General features: G+C 54.3%; 12 protein-coding genes and 1 tRNA gene. 5 read left to right on the top strand and 8 right to left on the bottom strand.

From position 1 onward, the window contains the following. Positions 1-318: 318 nt before the first annotated feature. Positions 319-633 (bottom strand): hypothetical protein, encoded by a 315-nt coding sequence (locus tag SELSP_RS02865; protein ID WP_013740621.1) that lies wholly within the window; start codon positions 631-633, stop codon positions 319-321. A 110-nt stretch (positions 634-743) separates the two neighbouring features. Here SELSP_RS02865 and SELSP_RS02860 point away from each other — a divergent pair, with 110 nt between their 5' ends. Further along, a complete protein-coding gene (locus SELSP_RS02860) occupies positions 744-1199 on the top strand; it encodes a DUF441 domain-containing protein (protein ID WP_006193420.1) in 456 nt (151 codons plus the stop codon). A 60-nt stretch (positions 1200-1259) separates the two neighbouring features. Here the strand turns inward: SELSP_RS02860 and SELSP_RS02855 are convergent, their stop codons facing one another. Next, a complete protein-coding gene (locus SELSP_RS02855) occupies positions 1260-2525 on the bottom strand; it encodes a DAK2 domain-containing protein (RefSeq protein WP_013740620.1) in 1266 nt (421 codons plus the stop codon). 312 nt (positions 2526-2837) lie between these two features. On the opposite strand from SELSP_RS02855, the gene SELSP_RS02850 reads away from it, so the two are divergent. The 3 genes from SELSP_RS02850 (at position 2838) to SELSP_RS12395 (ending at position 5990) form a co-directional block, all read left to right on the top strand. Beyond that, positions 2838-5438 (top strand): cell division protein FtsA, encoded by a 2601-nt coding sequence (locus SELSP_RS02850; protein ID WP_006193423.1) that lies wholly within the window; start codon positions 2838-2840, stop codon positions 5436-5438. 90 nt (positions 5439-5528) lie between these two features. Next, positions 5529-5602, top strand: a tRNA-Gly gene (locus SELSP_RS02845). A 190-nt stretch (positions 5603-5792) separates the two neighbouring features. Then, on the top strand, positions 5793-5990 hold the full coding sequence (locus tag SELSP_RS12395; RefSeq protein WP_013740619.1) for a hypothetical protein: 198 nt from the start codon (positions 5793-5795) through the stop codon (positions 5988-5990). Between the two features lie 61 nt (positions 5991-6051). On the opposite strand, the gene SELSP_RS02835 is transcribed toward SELSP_RS12395, so the two are convergent. Beyond that, entirely contained in the window at positions 6052-8472 is a 2421-nt protein-coding gene (locus SELSP_RS02835; RefSeq protein ID WP_006193425.1) for a S8 family peptidase, read from the bottom strand. Further along, a complete protein-coding gene (locus tag SELSP_RS02830; RefSeq protein WP_006193426.1) occupies positions 8450-9568 on the bottom strand; it encodes an AAA family ATPase in 1119 nt (372 codons plus the stop codon). The genes SELSP_RS02835 and SELSP_RS02830 overlap by 23 nt, the downstream gene beginning before the upstream one ends. Before the next feature lie 313 nt (positions 9569-9881). On the opposite strand from SELSP_RS02830, the gene SELSP_RS02825 reads away from it, so the two are divergent. Next, the gene (locus tag SELSP_RS02825; RefSeq protein WP_013740618.1) at positions 9882-10688 is read left to right on the top strand and encodes a class I SAM-dependent methyltransferase; all 807 of its coding nucleotides are present in this window, start codon (positions 9882-9884) and stop codon (positions 10686-10688) included. A gap of 137 nt (positions 10689-10825) precedes the next feature. Here SELSP_RS02825 and SELSP_RS11870 read toward each other — a convergent pair whose 3' ends face one another. From SELSP_RS11870 to SELSP_RS02805, 4 genes are all read right to left on the bottom strand, one after another. Beyond that, on the bottom strand, positions 10826-10990 hold the full coding sequence (locus SELSP_RS11870; protein WP_006193428.1) for a FeoB-associated Cys-rich membrane protein: 165 nt from the start codon (positions 10988-10990) through the stop codon (positions 10826-10828). Positions 10991-11048: 58 nt separating this feature from the next. Beyond that, positions 11049-12950 (bottom strand): ferrous iron transport protein B, encoded by a 1902-nt coding sequence (gene feoB / locus SELSP_RS02815; protein ID WP_006193429.1) that lies wholly within the window; start codon positions 12948-12950, stop codon positions 11049-11051. Beyond that, positions 12950-13189: a FeoA family protein gene (locus SELSP_RS02810; protein WP_009645483.1), complete on the bottom strand. Its 240-nt coding sequence runs from the start codon at positions 13187-13189 to the stop codon at positions 12950-12952. The genes feoB and SELSP_RS02810 overlap by 1 nt, the downstream gene beginning before the upstream one ends. A gap of 481 nt (positions 13190-13670) precedes the next feature. Next, positions 13671-13955 (bottom strand): DUF2325 domain-containing protein, encoded by a 285-nt coding sequence (locus tag SELSP_RS02805; RefSeq protein ID WP_013740617.1) that lies wholly within the window; start codon positions 13953-13955, stop codon positions 13671-13673. Positions 13956-14155 lie beyond the last annotated feature (200 nt).

Below are 14155 nucleotides of genomic sequence, written 5' to 3'. Positions count from 1 at the left end.
TTGGCAGAGGTTTTTAACGGTTTTTCAAGCATTTTCTGCACACGGATATGTTTTTGTTACTTTTCTCGTCCGTTGTGATAAATAGGGGCTGCCGCACATACATCATGTACGACAGCCCCCATCTTTCACTCCCTGCATCAGAAGATCAGATGCGCTGAAGTAGGTGTTCTGATCGGGGAAACCGACCCCCCCTTCCCTCCGCGCAGGATTTCAGAAGCCTTGCCGATCATGCTCTTCGATTATGATACAATGATCGCCAACAAGCAACAACAGAATAAAAAGAGGGCGCAAACGCGCCCTCGGCAAAAAATCCGCCTTTCAATACTTGCGATGTTCCTTCACATAGTCGACGGGACGGCTCCAATCGACGTGGACGTCCGTCGCTTCCCAAAGACGTGTCAGAGCCGTCTTGAAGCTCTCGACATCGGCCGTCGGGTCGATCATTTCCTTGCTGAAGTCGCGCAGATTCTCGTGCGGCACGCCGATCTCATGCTTCTCGGCCAGATATTTTTCCACGGCGCAACGGCCGTCCTCATCATCCAAGACGACGGTCGCCGCCTTCTTTTCCGCATCGTATTCGATGTAGCCGAGCTCCTTCTTGTACTGAATCGCTACGCTGTAAGTCGTTGACACGCTTTATCACCTTTCCTTATCTTAGTTTTTCCGCTATACTATATATACAATAGAAAATCCGCCGGCTCAGCGGCAATGTTCTCTCCATCTACACAAAGAAGGTGCTCTTCATGTATTCCGAATACCTCATGCTGCTCCTGATCCTCGCCCTCGGCATCATCGGTCACAATACGACGGTCGCCTATGCCGTCATCATCGTGCTCGTTCTGAAGCTTCTCGGGCTGACGGCAATGCTCGACATCCTTTCCGTCAATGGGCTGAACTGGGGCATCGTGCTTCTTTTGGCTGCCATCCTCGTGCCGATTGCAACGGGCGACGTGACCATCGCCAACATGCTCGACGCCTTCAAGAGTCCCTTGGGCGTCGCCGCCATCGTCTGCGGCGTTCTCGCCGCCATGGCGGGCGGCGGCGGCGTCGAGCTGCTGAAGAACGATCCGCACATCGTCGCCGCACTCATCATCGGCACGATCATCGGCGTGTGCTTCTTCAAGGGCGTCGCCGTCGGGCCTCTGATCGCGGGCGGCATGACCTACGCACTGATGAAGCTCTTCGCCTCTATCAAATAGCTCGCTCACCTCAGCCAAGCTGCATCCCGGCACATTCTCACTACCTAAATCATACGGCTCTCATTCCAGCAATTTGCGCATCGCCTTGGCATTCTCCTTGGCGGTGCGCTTCTTGTCGTAGAGGGCGACCGCCTTGTCCTGCTCTGCCTCATCCTTTGCGAGCACAAGCTCGACGCGCTCGCCGAGGATGCGCTTCGCCTGGCGCAGCACAAGCTCCATCGAGGAATCGCCTGAGACGATCACATACGTTCGCGCGAGGTCGCTGTGCGCCGCGTGCAGAAGTTCCGCTACCGACGGGCATTCCTCGCGCCTGCCCGGCACGATGACGTTCGCGCCGAGTTCCGTCAGGCGCAGGCCGCGTGCCGCATCCGACGCGACGGCGAGGAGCGCGACGGGAAGCAGCGACTCATAGTCTGCCGTCAGAGCATGCGCCTCCGCCATATCCGTCACGCGGAACGACCGCAGCTTGCCCCAGCCGATCGCCTGCTCGACGACGACGCCCGGATGATCGGTGTGCACATGGACGAGCAGGGAGCGCTCATCGTGCACGACGGCGACGAAGCGGCACTCCTCCTGCAGGCGATGCTCGACGTCACGCGCACGCGCCTTGCTTCCGACGATACGGAACGTCACGCAGTACGGGCGCACGAGGTCGCGGCGCGGGTCGGGAATCGAGAGCCGATCTTCGCCCACGCCGAGAGACAGGCTCACGGCCGGCGAGACGAAGTGCCCGTCGAGCCCCTTCATACAGCCCTGCAAAAACGTCTGCATGACGAGCGCCCCCGGCTCTTCGCGCTTTTCCTCCGCCAGAGCCTTCCTGCCTTCGTCGATCGCTGCCTGCAGGATCTCCGATATCGGAAGATTCGCGCGCACCGCATGGTACGCGCCCTTCGCCACCGCCTTGGCAGCGGCGACAAGCACCGTTTCCACCGTCGGCGGCAGCACGCGCTGCGCGTAGAGAATGCCGTACTGGAACGCCTTGCCGAATTCCGACGAAGTCGCGTCGTTCTTTCCCGACAGCCCCTTCGCGATGCCGCGCAGGAGCTGTGCGAGCACGACACCCGACGTGCCGCGTGCGCCGAGCACCGCCGCGCTCGCCACGCGCCTCGCAAGACCGCCGATGCTCTCATCCTTCACGTCGACGAGCGGCATGACCGCCGCGCCCATCGTGCGCAGCACATGCGTGCCCGGAAGCGCCGAGCGCTCCCCCTGCCTCTTTCTTGAAAGCGCATCAATGCCCTCATATTCCAGAAGAAACTCCCCGTAAGCGCCGCTCAACATGCGTTTGAAATCGCTTCCCGTAATGACCTCTCGATTGCCCGTCATAGGATCCCTTCTCTCCATTCAAATAATTTGTAGAAAATTTCCTGCAAGAAACAGGATTCCTTTATAGTATTCGCGAAATAAGAGAATTAACCTTCTATAAAACTTCAATAAATCCATTTCCGCAATTAATTTACCATGAAAGTCCAAGAAGTCAAGCCCAAAGGGCGCAGACGGATTAGCTCTTTCATGTAAGGACGCGCACGATGTCCACGAAACAGACGTTTGCGCGTATAATTTAGCGCGAAAGGCGCAGGAAAAGCACCGGCAAATGCCTGCGCCGTGCGGAAGCGAGACGAGCAAAGGAGTCATTCGATGCCTAGAACAAGAAAGACCTCGGCGAAAACAAAAGAACTGAAAAATCTTGCCACGGAAGCCATTGTTTCCGAAGCCGCCTCAGGCGAGAGCGTCCCTCCAAGCGAAACGGAAACTGCGGGGACGCAGACCGCTGCACCCGCCGCGCCGGATGCGGCAAAGACGCGCGAAGAGACCGCTGCCAGTGCAGACGATACGGCAGCGGTCGCCGCAAAGGACGAAGCGAACGGCGCTGCAGATGAAGCCCCCGGCGATACGGCAAAACCCGCCGCCAAAAAGCGCGGCAGGAAGCCCGCCGCCAAGACGGCGACGAGGAGCACGCGCGCCAAGGGCACGAAAGCTGCCGCCAAGAAGACGACGAAGCGCACCGTCAAAAAGGCTGCTGTCGAGCCCTCGACTGCAGGAACGAAGAAGAAGCCGCACGGCGAGCCGATCTTCGCGCTCGACATCGGCACGCGCAGCATCATCGGCATCGTCGCTGAAAAACTCGACAACGAGCAGATGCGCATCCTCGCGACCGTGCGCCGCGAGCACAAGACGCGCGCCATGCTCGACGGCCAGATTCACGACGTGCCGCAAGTCGCCGACCTCATCCGCGAGGTCAAGCGCGAGCTGGAAAAGACGACAGGCCCTTTGAAGTCCGCCTCCGTCGCAGCTGCCGGCCGCGCCCTCTACACCATGACCGCCGAAGCCTCCGTCGAGATCAACGGCGTCATCACCGACGAGCAGCAGCGCGCCCTCGACTTCTCGGGCGTGCAGGCGGCGCAGGCGAAGCTCGCCAATTCCAAGGACATCGAAGACCCTGGCCGCTACTACTGCGTCGGCTACAGCACGATCCAGTACACGCTCGACGACATCCCCTTGAAGAGCCTCGTCGGTCAGCGCGGCAAGACCGCCAGGGCGACCGTCATCGCCACCTTCCTGCCGCGCCAGGTCATCGACTCCATGCAGTCGGCCCTCAGGGACGTCGGCCTTGAGATGCACGCGCTGACCTTGGAGCCGATCGCCGCCATCAACGTCCTCATTCCGCCGACGATGCGCCACCTGAACCTCGTGCTCGTCGACATCGGCGCGGGCACGTCCGATGTCGCCATCACGAAGAACGGCTCCATCATCGCATACGGCATGGTGCCCCTGGCGGGCGACGAGATCACCGAGGCCATCAGCCAGCGCTACCTCCTCGACTTCAACGTGGCGGAAGAAGTCAAGCGCAACGCCTCCGCCGGGCGAGAATCAAAATTCACCGATATCCTCGGCACGGAATACGACCTCGGACCCTCCGATGTCATCGGCCCAATCATGCCGAACATCCAGAACCTTGCCGACTCCATCGCGCGTCAGGTGCTCGAACTCAACGGCGACTCGCCGCAGGCCGTCATGCTTGTCGGCGGCGGCTCACAGACTCCGGGACTCGCCGCGCTCGTATCAAAAGCTCTCTCCGTGCCCGAAAACCGCGTCGCCGTGCGCCATCCCGAGAGCGTCATCGGCGTCGAGGCCATCCCCGAAGAGCTGCAGACGCCCGATGCCGTCACGCCCTTGGGCATCTTGAAGATCGCCTCGATCAACCTGCTGCACTTCCTCTCCGTCTACGTCAACGAGCAGGAGATCAACCTCTTCAATTTCCGCGACCTCACCGTCTCCGACGCCCTTCTGAATGCCGGCATCCAGCTCAAGAAATACAACGGCCGTCCCGGCCTCGGACTCATGGTCACGGTCAACGGCGAGAAGAAATTCTTCCCCGGCTCGCTTCCCTCCATGGCGATCCTAAAGCTCGACGGCGAGGACACGACGCTCGACGCCCTCGTCAAGGCGGGCTGCCGCATCACCGTCGCCCACGGCAAGGACGGCGAGACGCCCGAAGTGCGCCTCGCCGACGTCCTGCAGATCGAGCCGGACTTTCCGCTCGAAATCAACGGCAAGGAGACGCACATCCACCAGGCCGCCTACGTCAACGGCGAAGCCGCCAAACCAGACCGCCTGCTCGCCGACAACGACATCGTCGAGAGCAAGGAACCGCGCACCTTGGGCGAGGCTCTGAAAGCCGCCGGCTACCCGCCGACGGGCCGCAAGATCCGCTACACGCTCAACGACAACAACGCACAGTACGTCGTATCGCCCGAAATCCTGCTGAACGACGCACCCGCGACGATCTCCGAGCCGATTCACGAAGGCGATCGCATCGAATATCAGATGACGGCAGAACCAAAGCTCAGCGACGTGCTCGACATCTCGCGCCTGCAGGCTGCCGTCACCATTACCTACAACGATCAGGAATACGAAATTCCTTCCGCCTCCCTGGAACTTGAGGTCAACGGACACAAGGCGTCGCCCGGCACCTACCTCGAAGACGGCAGCGTCGTCTACTATAGGATTTCCGAAAAAAAAGCGACGACCGTCAACGAAGCTCTGCTCGCCGTCGGCTTCGAGCCGCCGCCCGCCACGAGCCGCGTCAGCGTCTCCATCTTCGTCAACCGCCGTCCCGTCGTCTTCACCGACCCCATCAAGAACGGCGACCGCCTCGACATCGTCATCAAGCCCCTGCCCGCACCCACGACTCCCGCGGGCTTCAGCGGCATCCCCGGCACAGCCGCGCAGTCGTAAAGCAGGGCGCAGTCCGCACGCGGCGAAACCCGCTGAAACTCCCCCTTGCCACACCCATCAATCTATGATACAATATCTTGCGTAGCGTTCGCGGGCATAGTTCATCGGTAGAATGAAAGCTTCCCAAGCTTTAGAGGTGGGTTCGACTCCCATTGCCCGCTCCATGCGAGAATAAAGCACTGTCAAAAACGGCAGTGCTTTTTTAGTTCAGTATACAGGCGGCTACCTCATTGTGGATGAGCTTGAGAACTATATAAACAAAGTGCTCGTGCGTATGATTACGAACATCTTCAAAAATGAGCGTATCAACCGTGCCTGATTTTTTCTACGCACTATGCGGAAATCCTCGATTTTATGGATCGCAAGGACAACATCTACATCACGCGCCGCAATCGAACAGATGCCTCTATCGAACTGCTGAACTACGCATCCGAGATCAAGCGAAACGATGTCAAGAAGAGCGATGTAATCCTCCTCCTGCCGCTCTACGCAGAACGCTTTCCAGTTCATAACATCTATACGCGCCCCAAAATCGAGATACTGCTGATATGAGGATTCAGAGCCGCCAAAGATGATTCATCTGCGAAGTTTGAGTATAGGTTCTAGCATCTCATCAAACAACATACTGCGAGATCTCATTCTTAAGTTTCACATCTGAATATACAAATCCTCCATCTTGAAGCTGCTGCGTTACTTCATTATATACGGGTGCTTTTCCATCGGGATCTCGGATCGTGAGCAGAATGCAAAACTCCTGCTCTAGTTTTTCTCCATTTTCTCTGAACTCTCTTTCGATCGCTTCGCGGCAAAGCATCTCTATCTTCATATACCACTTGCGATCTTTCCCAAGTAGCTTTTCCCTTTCTCTGGGTTTCATTTCATCGAGATCAATCGCATATTTCTTGATCGGGTGAAACTTCTTTCCATACCGTAATAGTGTCCTTTCTCTTGCGAATATTTTCTCCTCTGTCGCACCAAGCACTTTTCTACTGTAATAGTCTTCCCTCAGTAGGTTTGCTCCATTTTCTGCGCCAAAGGGGTTTATGACTGTTCTTTTCGTGATATCACGTTGCTTGATGCCCGTCATCGTTCCAAATCCTACACTGATATCCGACTGGCAGTATTCTGGTCCTTCCGATGCACGCAGAATTGGTGAACTAACTACAGTAAGCGTAATCTGACCTCGATAGAAGCCATCATCACCAACCAAACTCTTCGGAAAGGGGAACTCCAAAATGTTGATAAACTGACTTTTAAGAAGTGAATCCCGTAAAATCAGCGTGATCTCATGTTCTGTGTTATACAGAATATTCCGCGTTCCAGGCGGCATTCCGAACCCCATGAAATTTATTTTATCTTCCATTTTCATGCGTTGTCCTGCGGGATAACCAGCATTATGAACCATGATTGCTTTGATGAGCAACGGGTCGAAATCCCCCGCCAAGAGATGATTCAGATCTGCCGCAATGCGTGCAATCCACGGCGTGGAAAAACTCGTCCCTGTTGCACGCGCAACAACTCCAGTACGATTGAGAACTCTCACCCCCGTCGTTGTAGCCGTGCCATCCGGACGTATTCCCGCATTGCCTCCGTAGGCGACAAGATCTGGTTTGATGATATAAGCAGGTCCCGGTCCGCATCTTGTAAACGGTGACGGTGTATCCACCTCAGCGAGATCATATTGTCCTTTCTCTCCCGCAATGGAGCCAACAACGATTGCTCTGACGGAATCCGCCATCTTTGTTATGCACTCATGTTCCCCGCCTCGTAAAAAAGCAGTGCTGTTGCCGGCAGACTTGATAATGAGTACATTGTTCTCATCAGCAATATTGTCTAATGCCATACCATATTGTGAAAACGTCTTTTCAGCACACTCTTCAACTGTACCGACGGACATCGTCCAGATCTTGATGTCCCTGTGCCGTTCAATGGCATCTCTGACGTTATCAATAATATCCTCCGGATAAACAGTTTCTTTCCGAAGATCAGGGATAACGACCGCCTCCATCATCATGACACCAGCTGTTACAGTATCGTTAGTACCATTGAGCTCATCGCTGTATTCTATTACGGACGCCACCATAGAGCCGTGCCCTCTATCCTGATAGAGGTCTTCATAATATGCCTCCCCTCCCATTAAAATCCATGGTGACAGGTATCTGTTCCTTTCGATTCCACTGTCAAGAACACCGACAACAGGATATGTTTCACCTTCTATTGGCTGTTTTGCTATCGGTACGAGCGTATCGTCAATGGAATCCATATCCATGCGAATCGGGATCGCCTCTTCGATCGAGAATATGCCCTCAAAGCCAAGCACTGTCTCCATATCGATAGCACTGTCGAGCGATACACGGTACAGATTCATATCCGTAGCGTATCTGATCTCCCGTTCAATTTTTATCCCATGTGTACCACATTGTTCCTTGAACATTTTTTGTACCAAGGTATTTTTATCCGAATCCCGATAATCGATCAGACTGATACGATACAGGTGATTGTTCGGGTTATACTCGACACGTTGCGCTGTAAACGGCTCAATTTCTGCAATCGTTGAAATCAGCTTGGCAAAATTTTGTGTATCCTGCAGTGTGTACTTGATTTTCAAGATGAGCTCTTCTGTAGTTACTACGGATAGAAGCCGCCGCGTTTCTTTCGGCTTCGTCGACTCTTTGTCAGCTTCTGCTGTATCGGGGGACGAAAGTTCATTGCCCAGCACAGCCGATGTAATACCGATGACATTGGCCTTTTGATCGCTGTCGAGAAGGGCGACTACCTGCCCACGATGTGACTTTGCAATCGCGTCCTCTACAATCGTAGTCGCAACGACCATTGGGAGCTTTTGCTTTTCCCGTTTATGTGCTGCAAAGGTGGTCTCAACCCGCGACATATTTGACACAAGCTGCCTGGAACGGCGCGTAAGCGCTTCACCTTGCAATACCCATGGCGGCATCGTCGCACTGCCACCGCCTTCCGTACGCTGTTCGTCTCTTTTTCTTTTTTCAAAAAACTTAATTGGGAGCCATCTCTCCATGTTTACACACTCCTTTCCCCAGGTAGTTTCTAACCTGCCTCTCCGAAATTCCAAAGTGAGCACCGATCACTTTCTGTGTCACACCATGCTCGTTCAGATACTGTATCATGTCATACTGGCTATAGTTCCCATGATTTTTGAACAGAAATACTTCCATAACGTAATCCAGTATTCCGATCTCTTCTTTTTGATGAAGCACAGCCTTTTTCAGCATGTTTTGAACGATATCCTTGATGTCGGAATATGAGAGCCCTGCCATTGTTCCCAGTATGTGTTTCCACTGTGAATCGGTAATACTCGAATCATCCACAATCTCAGAAAATTGCCTGATAAATCTGCGGATTTCATCACGCTCCGGCACAGGAAGTTCAATGACGGTCTGGAACCGCCGCCAAACTGCTTTATCGAGCATCCCTGCGTGATTCGTCGCCGCGAGGAGTATGCCCTCCTGCGAGAAATCATCGATGTTCTGGAGGAGACTGTTCACCACCCGTTTGAGCTCGCCGAGTTCATGTACGTCATCTCTGGCCTTTGCAATCGCATCAAATTCATCAAGGAATAGAATGCATGGCTGTTTTTTTGCGTATGCAAAAATACGATGAATGTTCTTCGCCGTATTCCCGAGCAGTGATGATATGAGCGTGTCAAATCGTGCTGTGACAAGAGGAAGCTTTAACTCCGAAGCAAGATATTTTGCTGCGCTTGTCTTCCCACAGCCCGGAGGTCCGTAAAGGATCAGTGTTGTCCGGAGATTCAACCCCATGGATATCATTTTATTTTTACTTCGGATTGTATTCCTGAAGTCATCCAACGATGCCTGAACCGATTTGCTGAGAATAATATGATCAACAGAGGGCGCATAGTCAATCTCCGCAATATCGAGGCGGCTTTCTTGATCTACTGGCAACGTTATCAATGTGTCCATAACTGCCTGACTTCCGCCCACACGATTCAATGCAGACAGAATACGTGTGCTCCCCCTGTTTTCCCCGTCAGCCTCCATCTTCTTTGCAAGGAGACGGGAATAACTGGCGACTTTGACCGGATCCTTTCGCATTCCTGATTCTATGATTTTTATGATTTCTGTATAGTACATAGGCACCTCCTTTGCTACAATTTTATTCTATCATCAAGATTTCCTATTTTCAATATTTTTGTTATTTATTTTATAAAATCGTCTATTTTTATATATAAAACGTCATTTTATTCTAAAAAACAGACTAAACGCTCATAGAATCGCATCTGTATAGGTAATAGCTTTTATGCTGCCCGATGAGTAGTGAGCAGAGAAAGTGCGCTATGTATCCCATCTATCGCTCATAAGCGCCCTCTTGACATAGATGAACAAACATCATAATATGCTTATAGGTGTTGAGATTTTATATCAATTATTCATAAGGAGGGCTTTCATGAAAACCAAGCTCAGCGGTGTAGCGGAAACCTTGCTCATTCCCCTGTGGGCGCGAGCAGAAGAAACGAAGCGCTCAGACGCCCTGATCCGAGACGATTTCGCGGTGCGGCTCGTCGAGCAGATCGACTACGACTTCGCCAAGTTCGCCCGCGCCAAGCACTCGCAAACGGGGGTCGCCGTACGCAGTTACATCCTCGACCATGAAGCGAAGGCATTCATCGAAAAGCATCCCGATGCAGTATGCATCAATCTCGCCTGCGGTCTCGACACCCGCTTCTACCGCATCGACAACGGACAGATTAATTGGTACAACCTCGACCTGCCTGATGTCATGGAACTGCGCCAAAACCTACTGGCAGAAGAAGGCGCGCGCATTCACAATCTCGCCGCCTCCGTCTTCGATTCCGGCTGGATCGAAAAAATCGAGCACGAAGGCCGTCCCGTCCTCATTCTTCTAGAAGGCGCTGCCATGTACTTCAGCGAAGAAGAGATGCGCAGTCTCTTCGCCATGCTCGCCGAGGCCTTTGCCGATGCTTCCATGTTCATCGAAATCATGCCGCCTTTTCTCATCAGTCAGCAAAAGCGCCACGATTCCGTAGATACGCAGAAAGCGCCCTTTCAATGGGGCGTAAAAAGCGGCAAGGAGATAGAAAACCTCCATCCCGCCATCGCCTTCCTCAAGGAGCGAACCCTCTACGAGGGATTCCGCAGCCGCTGGGGCTTGTTCGGACTCCTCTCCGTGATTCCTTGGTGGAACAAGAACTGCAACGACAAGATTGCCTGCCTTCATTTCGCAGGCCGCTGAGTCGCCGCGGAATGTCTTGAAAAAGTCTGCGGTAACGCTTCGTATAGTTTTACGACTCCTCCAAGCATACGATAAACAATTCGCACGAACAAGAAAAGCGCCGAGAATCTCTCGACGCTTTTCTTATATTCATCTATTTACTTTTCCTGCCCCGTGCTACAGCTGCTGCCGCAGCCTCCGCAGCCGCCGCTGCAGCTGCCGCCGCAGCAGTCTTCCTTGCCCGCCTTCACATTGTGATAGACGTGGCGCAACGCGAAGAAGAGCAGGACGGCGACAATCGCGCCGACAATGATGTTTGCCATGGCAAAGATCTCCTTTCAGGAGTCAGAGAAGCACGGACGGCTTTCGCCCATCGCTTCCCTAGCCGTTCATGCCGAAGGCGCAGGCTCCCCAGTAGACAAGAAGTGAGACGACCCAGGCGACGCCGAAGGTGTAGAGAGCGGCAAAGAGCATCCATCTCCACTTGCCCGTCTCCTTCTTGATCGTGCCGAGCGAAGTCATGCACGGCGTGTAGAGCTGCGAGAATACCATGAAGGCGAGCGCCGAGGCTGCCGTGAATGCCGTACCCATCGAGCCGGCGAACTGTGTCGCCGTCTCTGCGGCGTCTTCTGCCTCGGTCGAGACATCGCCGACGCCATAGAGGATACCGAGCGTCGAGACGACGGACTCCTTCGCCATGATGCCCGTGACGACGGCCGCGCCCGATTCCCAAGTCTCAAAGCCGTGCAGTGCGAAGAGATGGCTCATACCGCCGCCGATCGAGGCGAGGAAGGACTCGCTCATCTCATCCGTAGCGCCGTCCGCATTGTAATTCGACAAGAACCAGATGCCGACGCTCATCGCGAAGATGATCGTACCAGCCTTGATCAGGTATCCCTTGCCCTTGTCCCAAGTTTCCAAGAGCACCGTCTTCATGTCCGGCATGCGGTACGGCGGCAGTTCGAGGAGGAACGTCGAGCCTTGGCTTCTGAACGCCGTGACGCCCAAGACCTTCGCCATGATGATGGCGACGACGATGCCGATGATGTACATCGAGAATACGAGATTCGCGGCATGTTCAGGGAAGAACATCGCAGCGAAGAGCGCCATGATTGGCAGCTTCGCCGAGCATGTCAAAAAAGGCGTGATGAGAATCGACGTGAGCCTGTCCTTTTCCGAGTCGAGCGCACGCGCACCCATGATGGCGGGCACGCCGCAGCCAAAGCCGACGATCAGCGGCATGATGCCCTTGCCCGTGAGGCCGACGCGGCGCATGATCGGATCCATGATGAAGGCGACGCGCGCCATATATCCCGTACCGTCGAGGAAGGACAGCATGAAGAACAAGGTGAAAATGAGCGGCACGAAGTTGATGACGTTGCCGACACCCGCGACGATACCGTCTGCAATCAAGGATTTCAGCCACTCGGCGACACCCGCAGATTCCATCGCGTCATTGATCCAGTCGGTGAACGGTCCGCCGATCCAGTCGCCGACGGCATCTGCGAGCGGCTGACCAATCCACGTGAAGGCGATACAGAACATCAGGTAGAGGATACCGAGAAGAATCGGCAGAGCCAAGACGCCGTTCGCGAGCACGCGGTCGATTTTCTCCGAAGTCGACAAGCCGACGTTTCCGACGACGACTGCCTTCTTCATGATCTTGTCGATGAGATCATAGCGCAGCTCGATGAGCTTTTCATCCAGCTCTTCGGCGGAAAGGCCGCTCTTCTTGAGTTCCGTCGCCTTCGTCTTGTGCTCTTCAACTATCGCACTCGGACGGTAGTTCGACATGACGGTCGTCGTGAAGATTTCGATGAGCTTCTGGATGCTCTTCTTGCTGCGGCCGACCGTCTGCACGACAGGCATGCCCAAAGCTTCTTCGAGCTTCTGGAGGTTGATGCGGATGCCCTTTCTTTCCGCCTCGTCCTGCATATTGAGGTCGATGAGAAGAGGGATGCCCTCTTCGAGGAGCTGCACCGTGAGAAAGAGATTGCGTTCGATGTTCGACGAGTCAATGACATCGACGGCGAGGTCGGGCATCGTCGTCTTGAAGTAGTCGATGACGACCTGCTCCTCCGCCGAGCGCGCATTGATACTGTAGGTACCGGGCAGGTCGACGACTGTGATCACGCGATCCTTGTAGTTGACGACGCCCATCTTCTTGTCGACGGTGACGCCCGGCCAGTTGCCGATCTTCTGGCGCATGCCCGTTAATTCGTTGAATATGGTCGATTTTCCCGTGTTCGGGTTGCCCGTCAGGGCGACACTCATGGTGCTCATCAGGCTCCCGCTCCTTCCTTGATTTCCGTCACTTCAATCTTCTCCGCATCGGCGCGGCGAAGCGCGAGATTGTACGAGCGAAGCCCGATCGCCATCGGATCGCCCATCGGCGCCGACGGCAGCACCTTGATGCGCGTGCCCGGGATCAGCCCCATCGTCATCAGGCGCTGCTTGAGCTCCGAATCGCCCACCTTGTCGACACGAAGAGACATTCCTGTCTTTCCGTCTTTCAACGTCATGTTTCTTACCTCCATTAAATAAGACAACAAACTGCACGCGCAAACGTCCATATTGCGGACATTGCACGCCTCCCTTAGCGAAACTCAGCCAATCGACCTACGCCTACGGCTCAATCGCTTGGGGTTTCATAAAAAATGAGAACGACAATGAAACTGAATCCAGTTCATCGGCAGAGATAATAATACTCTATCCAGCTCATGCTGTCAAGGAAATAAGGCATAATTTAAATTTTTTCTATCAATTCATAAATATTCTCATTTAATCAGGCAAAGACCCGCTGTCCTGCCGAAGAAATTGCGCCCTTCCCGTAAAAAATGCTGCAGAGATGCAGACGCACGGCCTCATTCCAAAGATCCGTCTTGAGGCCATAAACGGCGCTCCTGCACACAAAAAGCGCAGGAGCGTCCCCAGCACCCCTGCGCTTTTGCGAATTCGTCAAAATATCATGGAAGACATCGCGCCATCATGCTGCACCCGTGCTCATGCCAAATGCTCTGCGAGGACATTCTGCAACGCCGCCATGCTTGCCGAGTGGCAGAAAGCAATCTTCGCGTTGCACTTCTTCGCCTCTTCCTGCGCGTGCATGGCAAGCTGGTGCGATGCCGTGCTCGTGAAAAGAATGATGAGATCGGGCGAGCCGATCTTCCTCCTGAGGTCGCGGCACATCTTCGGGAAGACCTTTGCCTTGAACCCGCAGCTCTTGCACGCTTCCCGATAACGGCACTCCATACACTCGTTTCCCCCGAGAATCACCACACTGCTCATAACCATTCTCCCTTTCTTTATTCATAAATATGAATATCACTCATCTTTATGACACTATTATAGATGAGCTGAGAATGATTGTCAAGTCCATAATCAAGGGCGACTCGTATAACTTTTGTCTTGGTCTTGCGGGGATGTCACGGCAAGGAAGCGCTGTCATCTTGCGGCAGATATCCCAACGGACTGCAAAGAGAAGCGAG

The sequence above is a fragment of the Selenomonas sputigena ATCC 35185 genome (genome assembly GCF_000208405.1).
In the GTDB taxonomy this organism is placed as follows: Bacteria; Bacillota; Negativicutes; order Selenomonadales; family Selenomonadaceae; genus Selenomonas; species Selenomonas sputigena.
Note: the sequence above shows the minus strand (reverse complement) of the source record. Positions and strands in the feature narration are given on the sequence as shown.

What these genes read in the sequence shown, in the direction of transcription:
- SELSP_RS02860 (WP_006193420.1), top strand. Translation starts at nt 744, where the DNA reads ATGTATTCCGAATACCTCATGCTGCTCCTGATCCTCGCCCTCGGCATC.
- SELSP_RS02855 (WP_013740620.1), bottom strand. Translation starts at nt 2,525, where the DNA reads ATGACGGGCAATCGAGAGGTCATTACGGGAAGCGATTTCAAACGCATG.
- SELSP_RS02850 (WP_006193423.1), top strand. Translation starts at nt 2,838, where the DNA reads ATGCCTAGAACAAGAAAGACCTCGGCGAAAACAAAAGAACTGAAAAAT.
- SELSP_RS12395 (WP_013740619.1), top strand. Translation starts at nt 5,793, where the DNA reads ATGGATCGCAAGGACAACATCTACATCACGCGCCGCAATCGAACAGAT.
- SELSP_RS02835 (WP_006193425.1), bottom strand. Translation starts at nt 8,472, where the DNA reads ATGGAGAGATGGCTCCCAATTAAGTTTTTTGAAAAAAGAAAAAGAGAC.
- SELSP_RS02830 (WP_006193426.1), bottom strand. Translation starts at nt 9,568, where the DNA reads ATGTACTATACAGAAATCATAAAAATCATAGAATCAGGAATGCGAAAG.
- SELSP_RS02825 (WP_013740618.1), top strand. Translation starts at nt 9,882, where the DNA reads ATGAAAACCAAGCTCAGCGGTGTAGCGGAAACCTTGCTCATTCCCCTG.
- SELSP_RS11870 (WP_006193428.1), bottom strand. Translation starts at nt 10,990, where the DNA reads ATGGCAAACATCATTGTCGGCGCGATTGTCGCCGTCCTGCTCTTCTTC.
- feoB (WP_006193429.1), bottom strand. Translation starts at nt 12,950, where the DNA reads ATGAGCACCATGAGTGTCGCCCTGACGGGCAACCCGAACACGGGAAAA.
- SELSP_RS02810 (WP_009645483.1), bottom strand. Translation starts at nt 13,189, where the DNA reads ATGACGTTGAAAGACGGAAAGACAGGAATGTCTCTTCGTGTCGACAAG.
- SELSP_RS02805 (WP_013740617.1), bottom strand. Translation starts at nt 13,955, where the DNA reads ATGAGCAGTGTGGTGATTCTCGGGGGAAACGAGTGTATGGAGTGCCGT.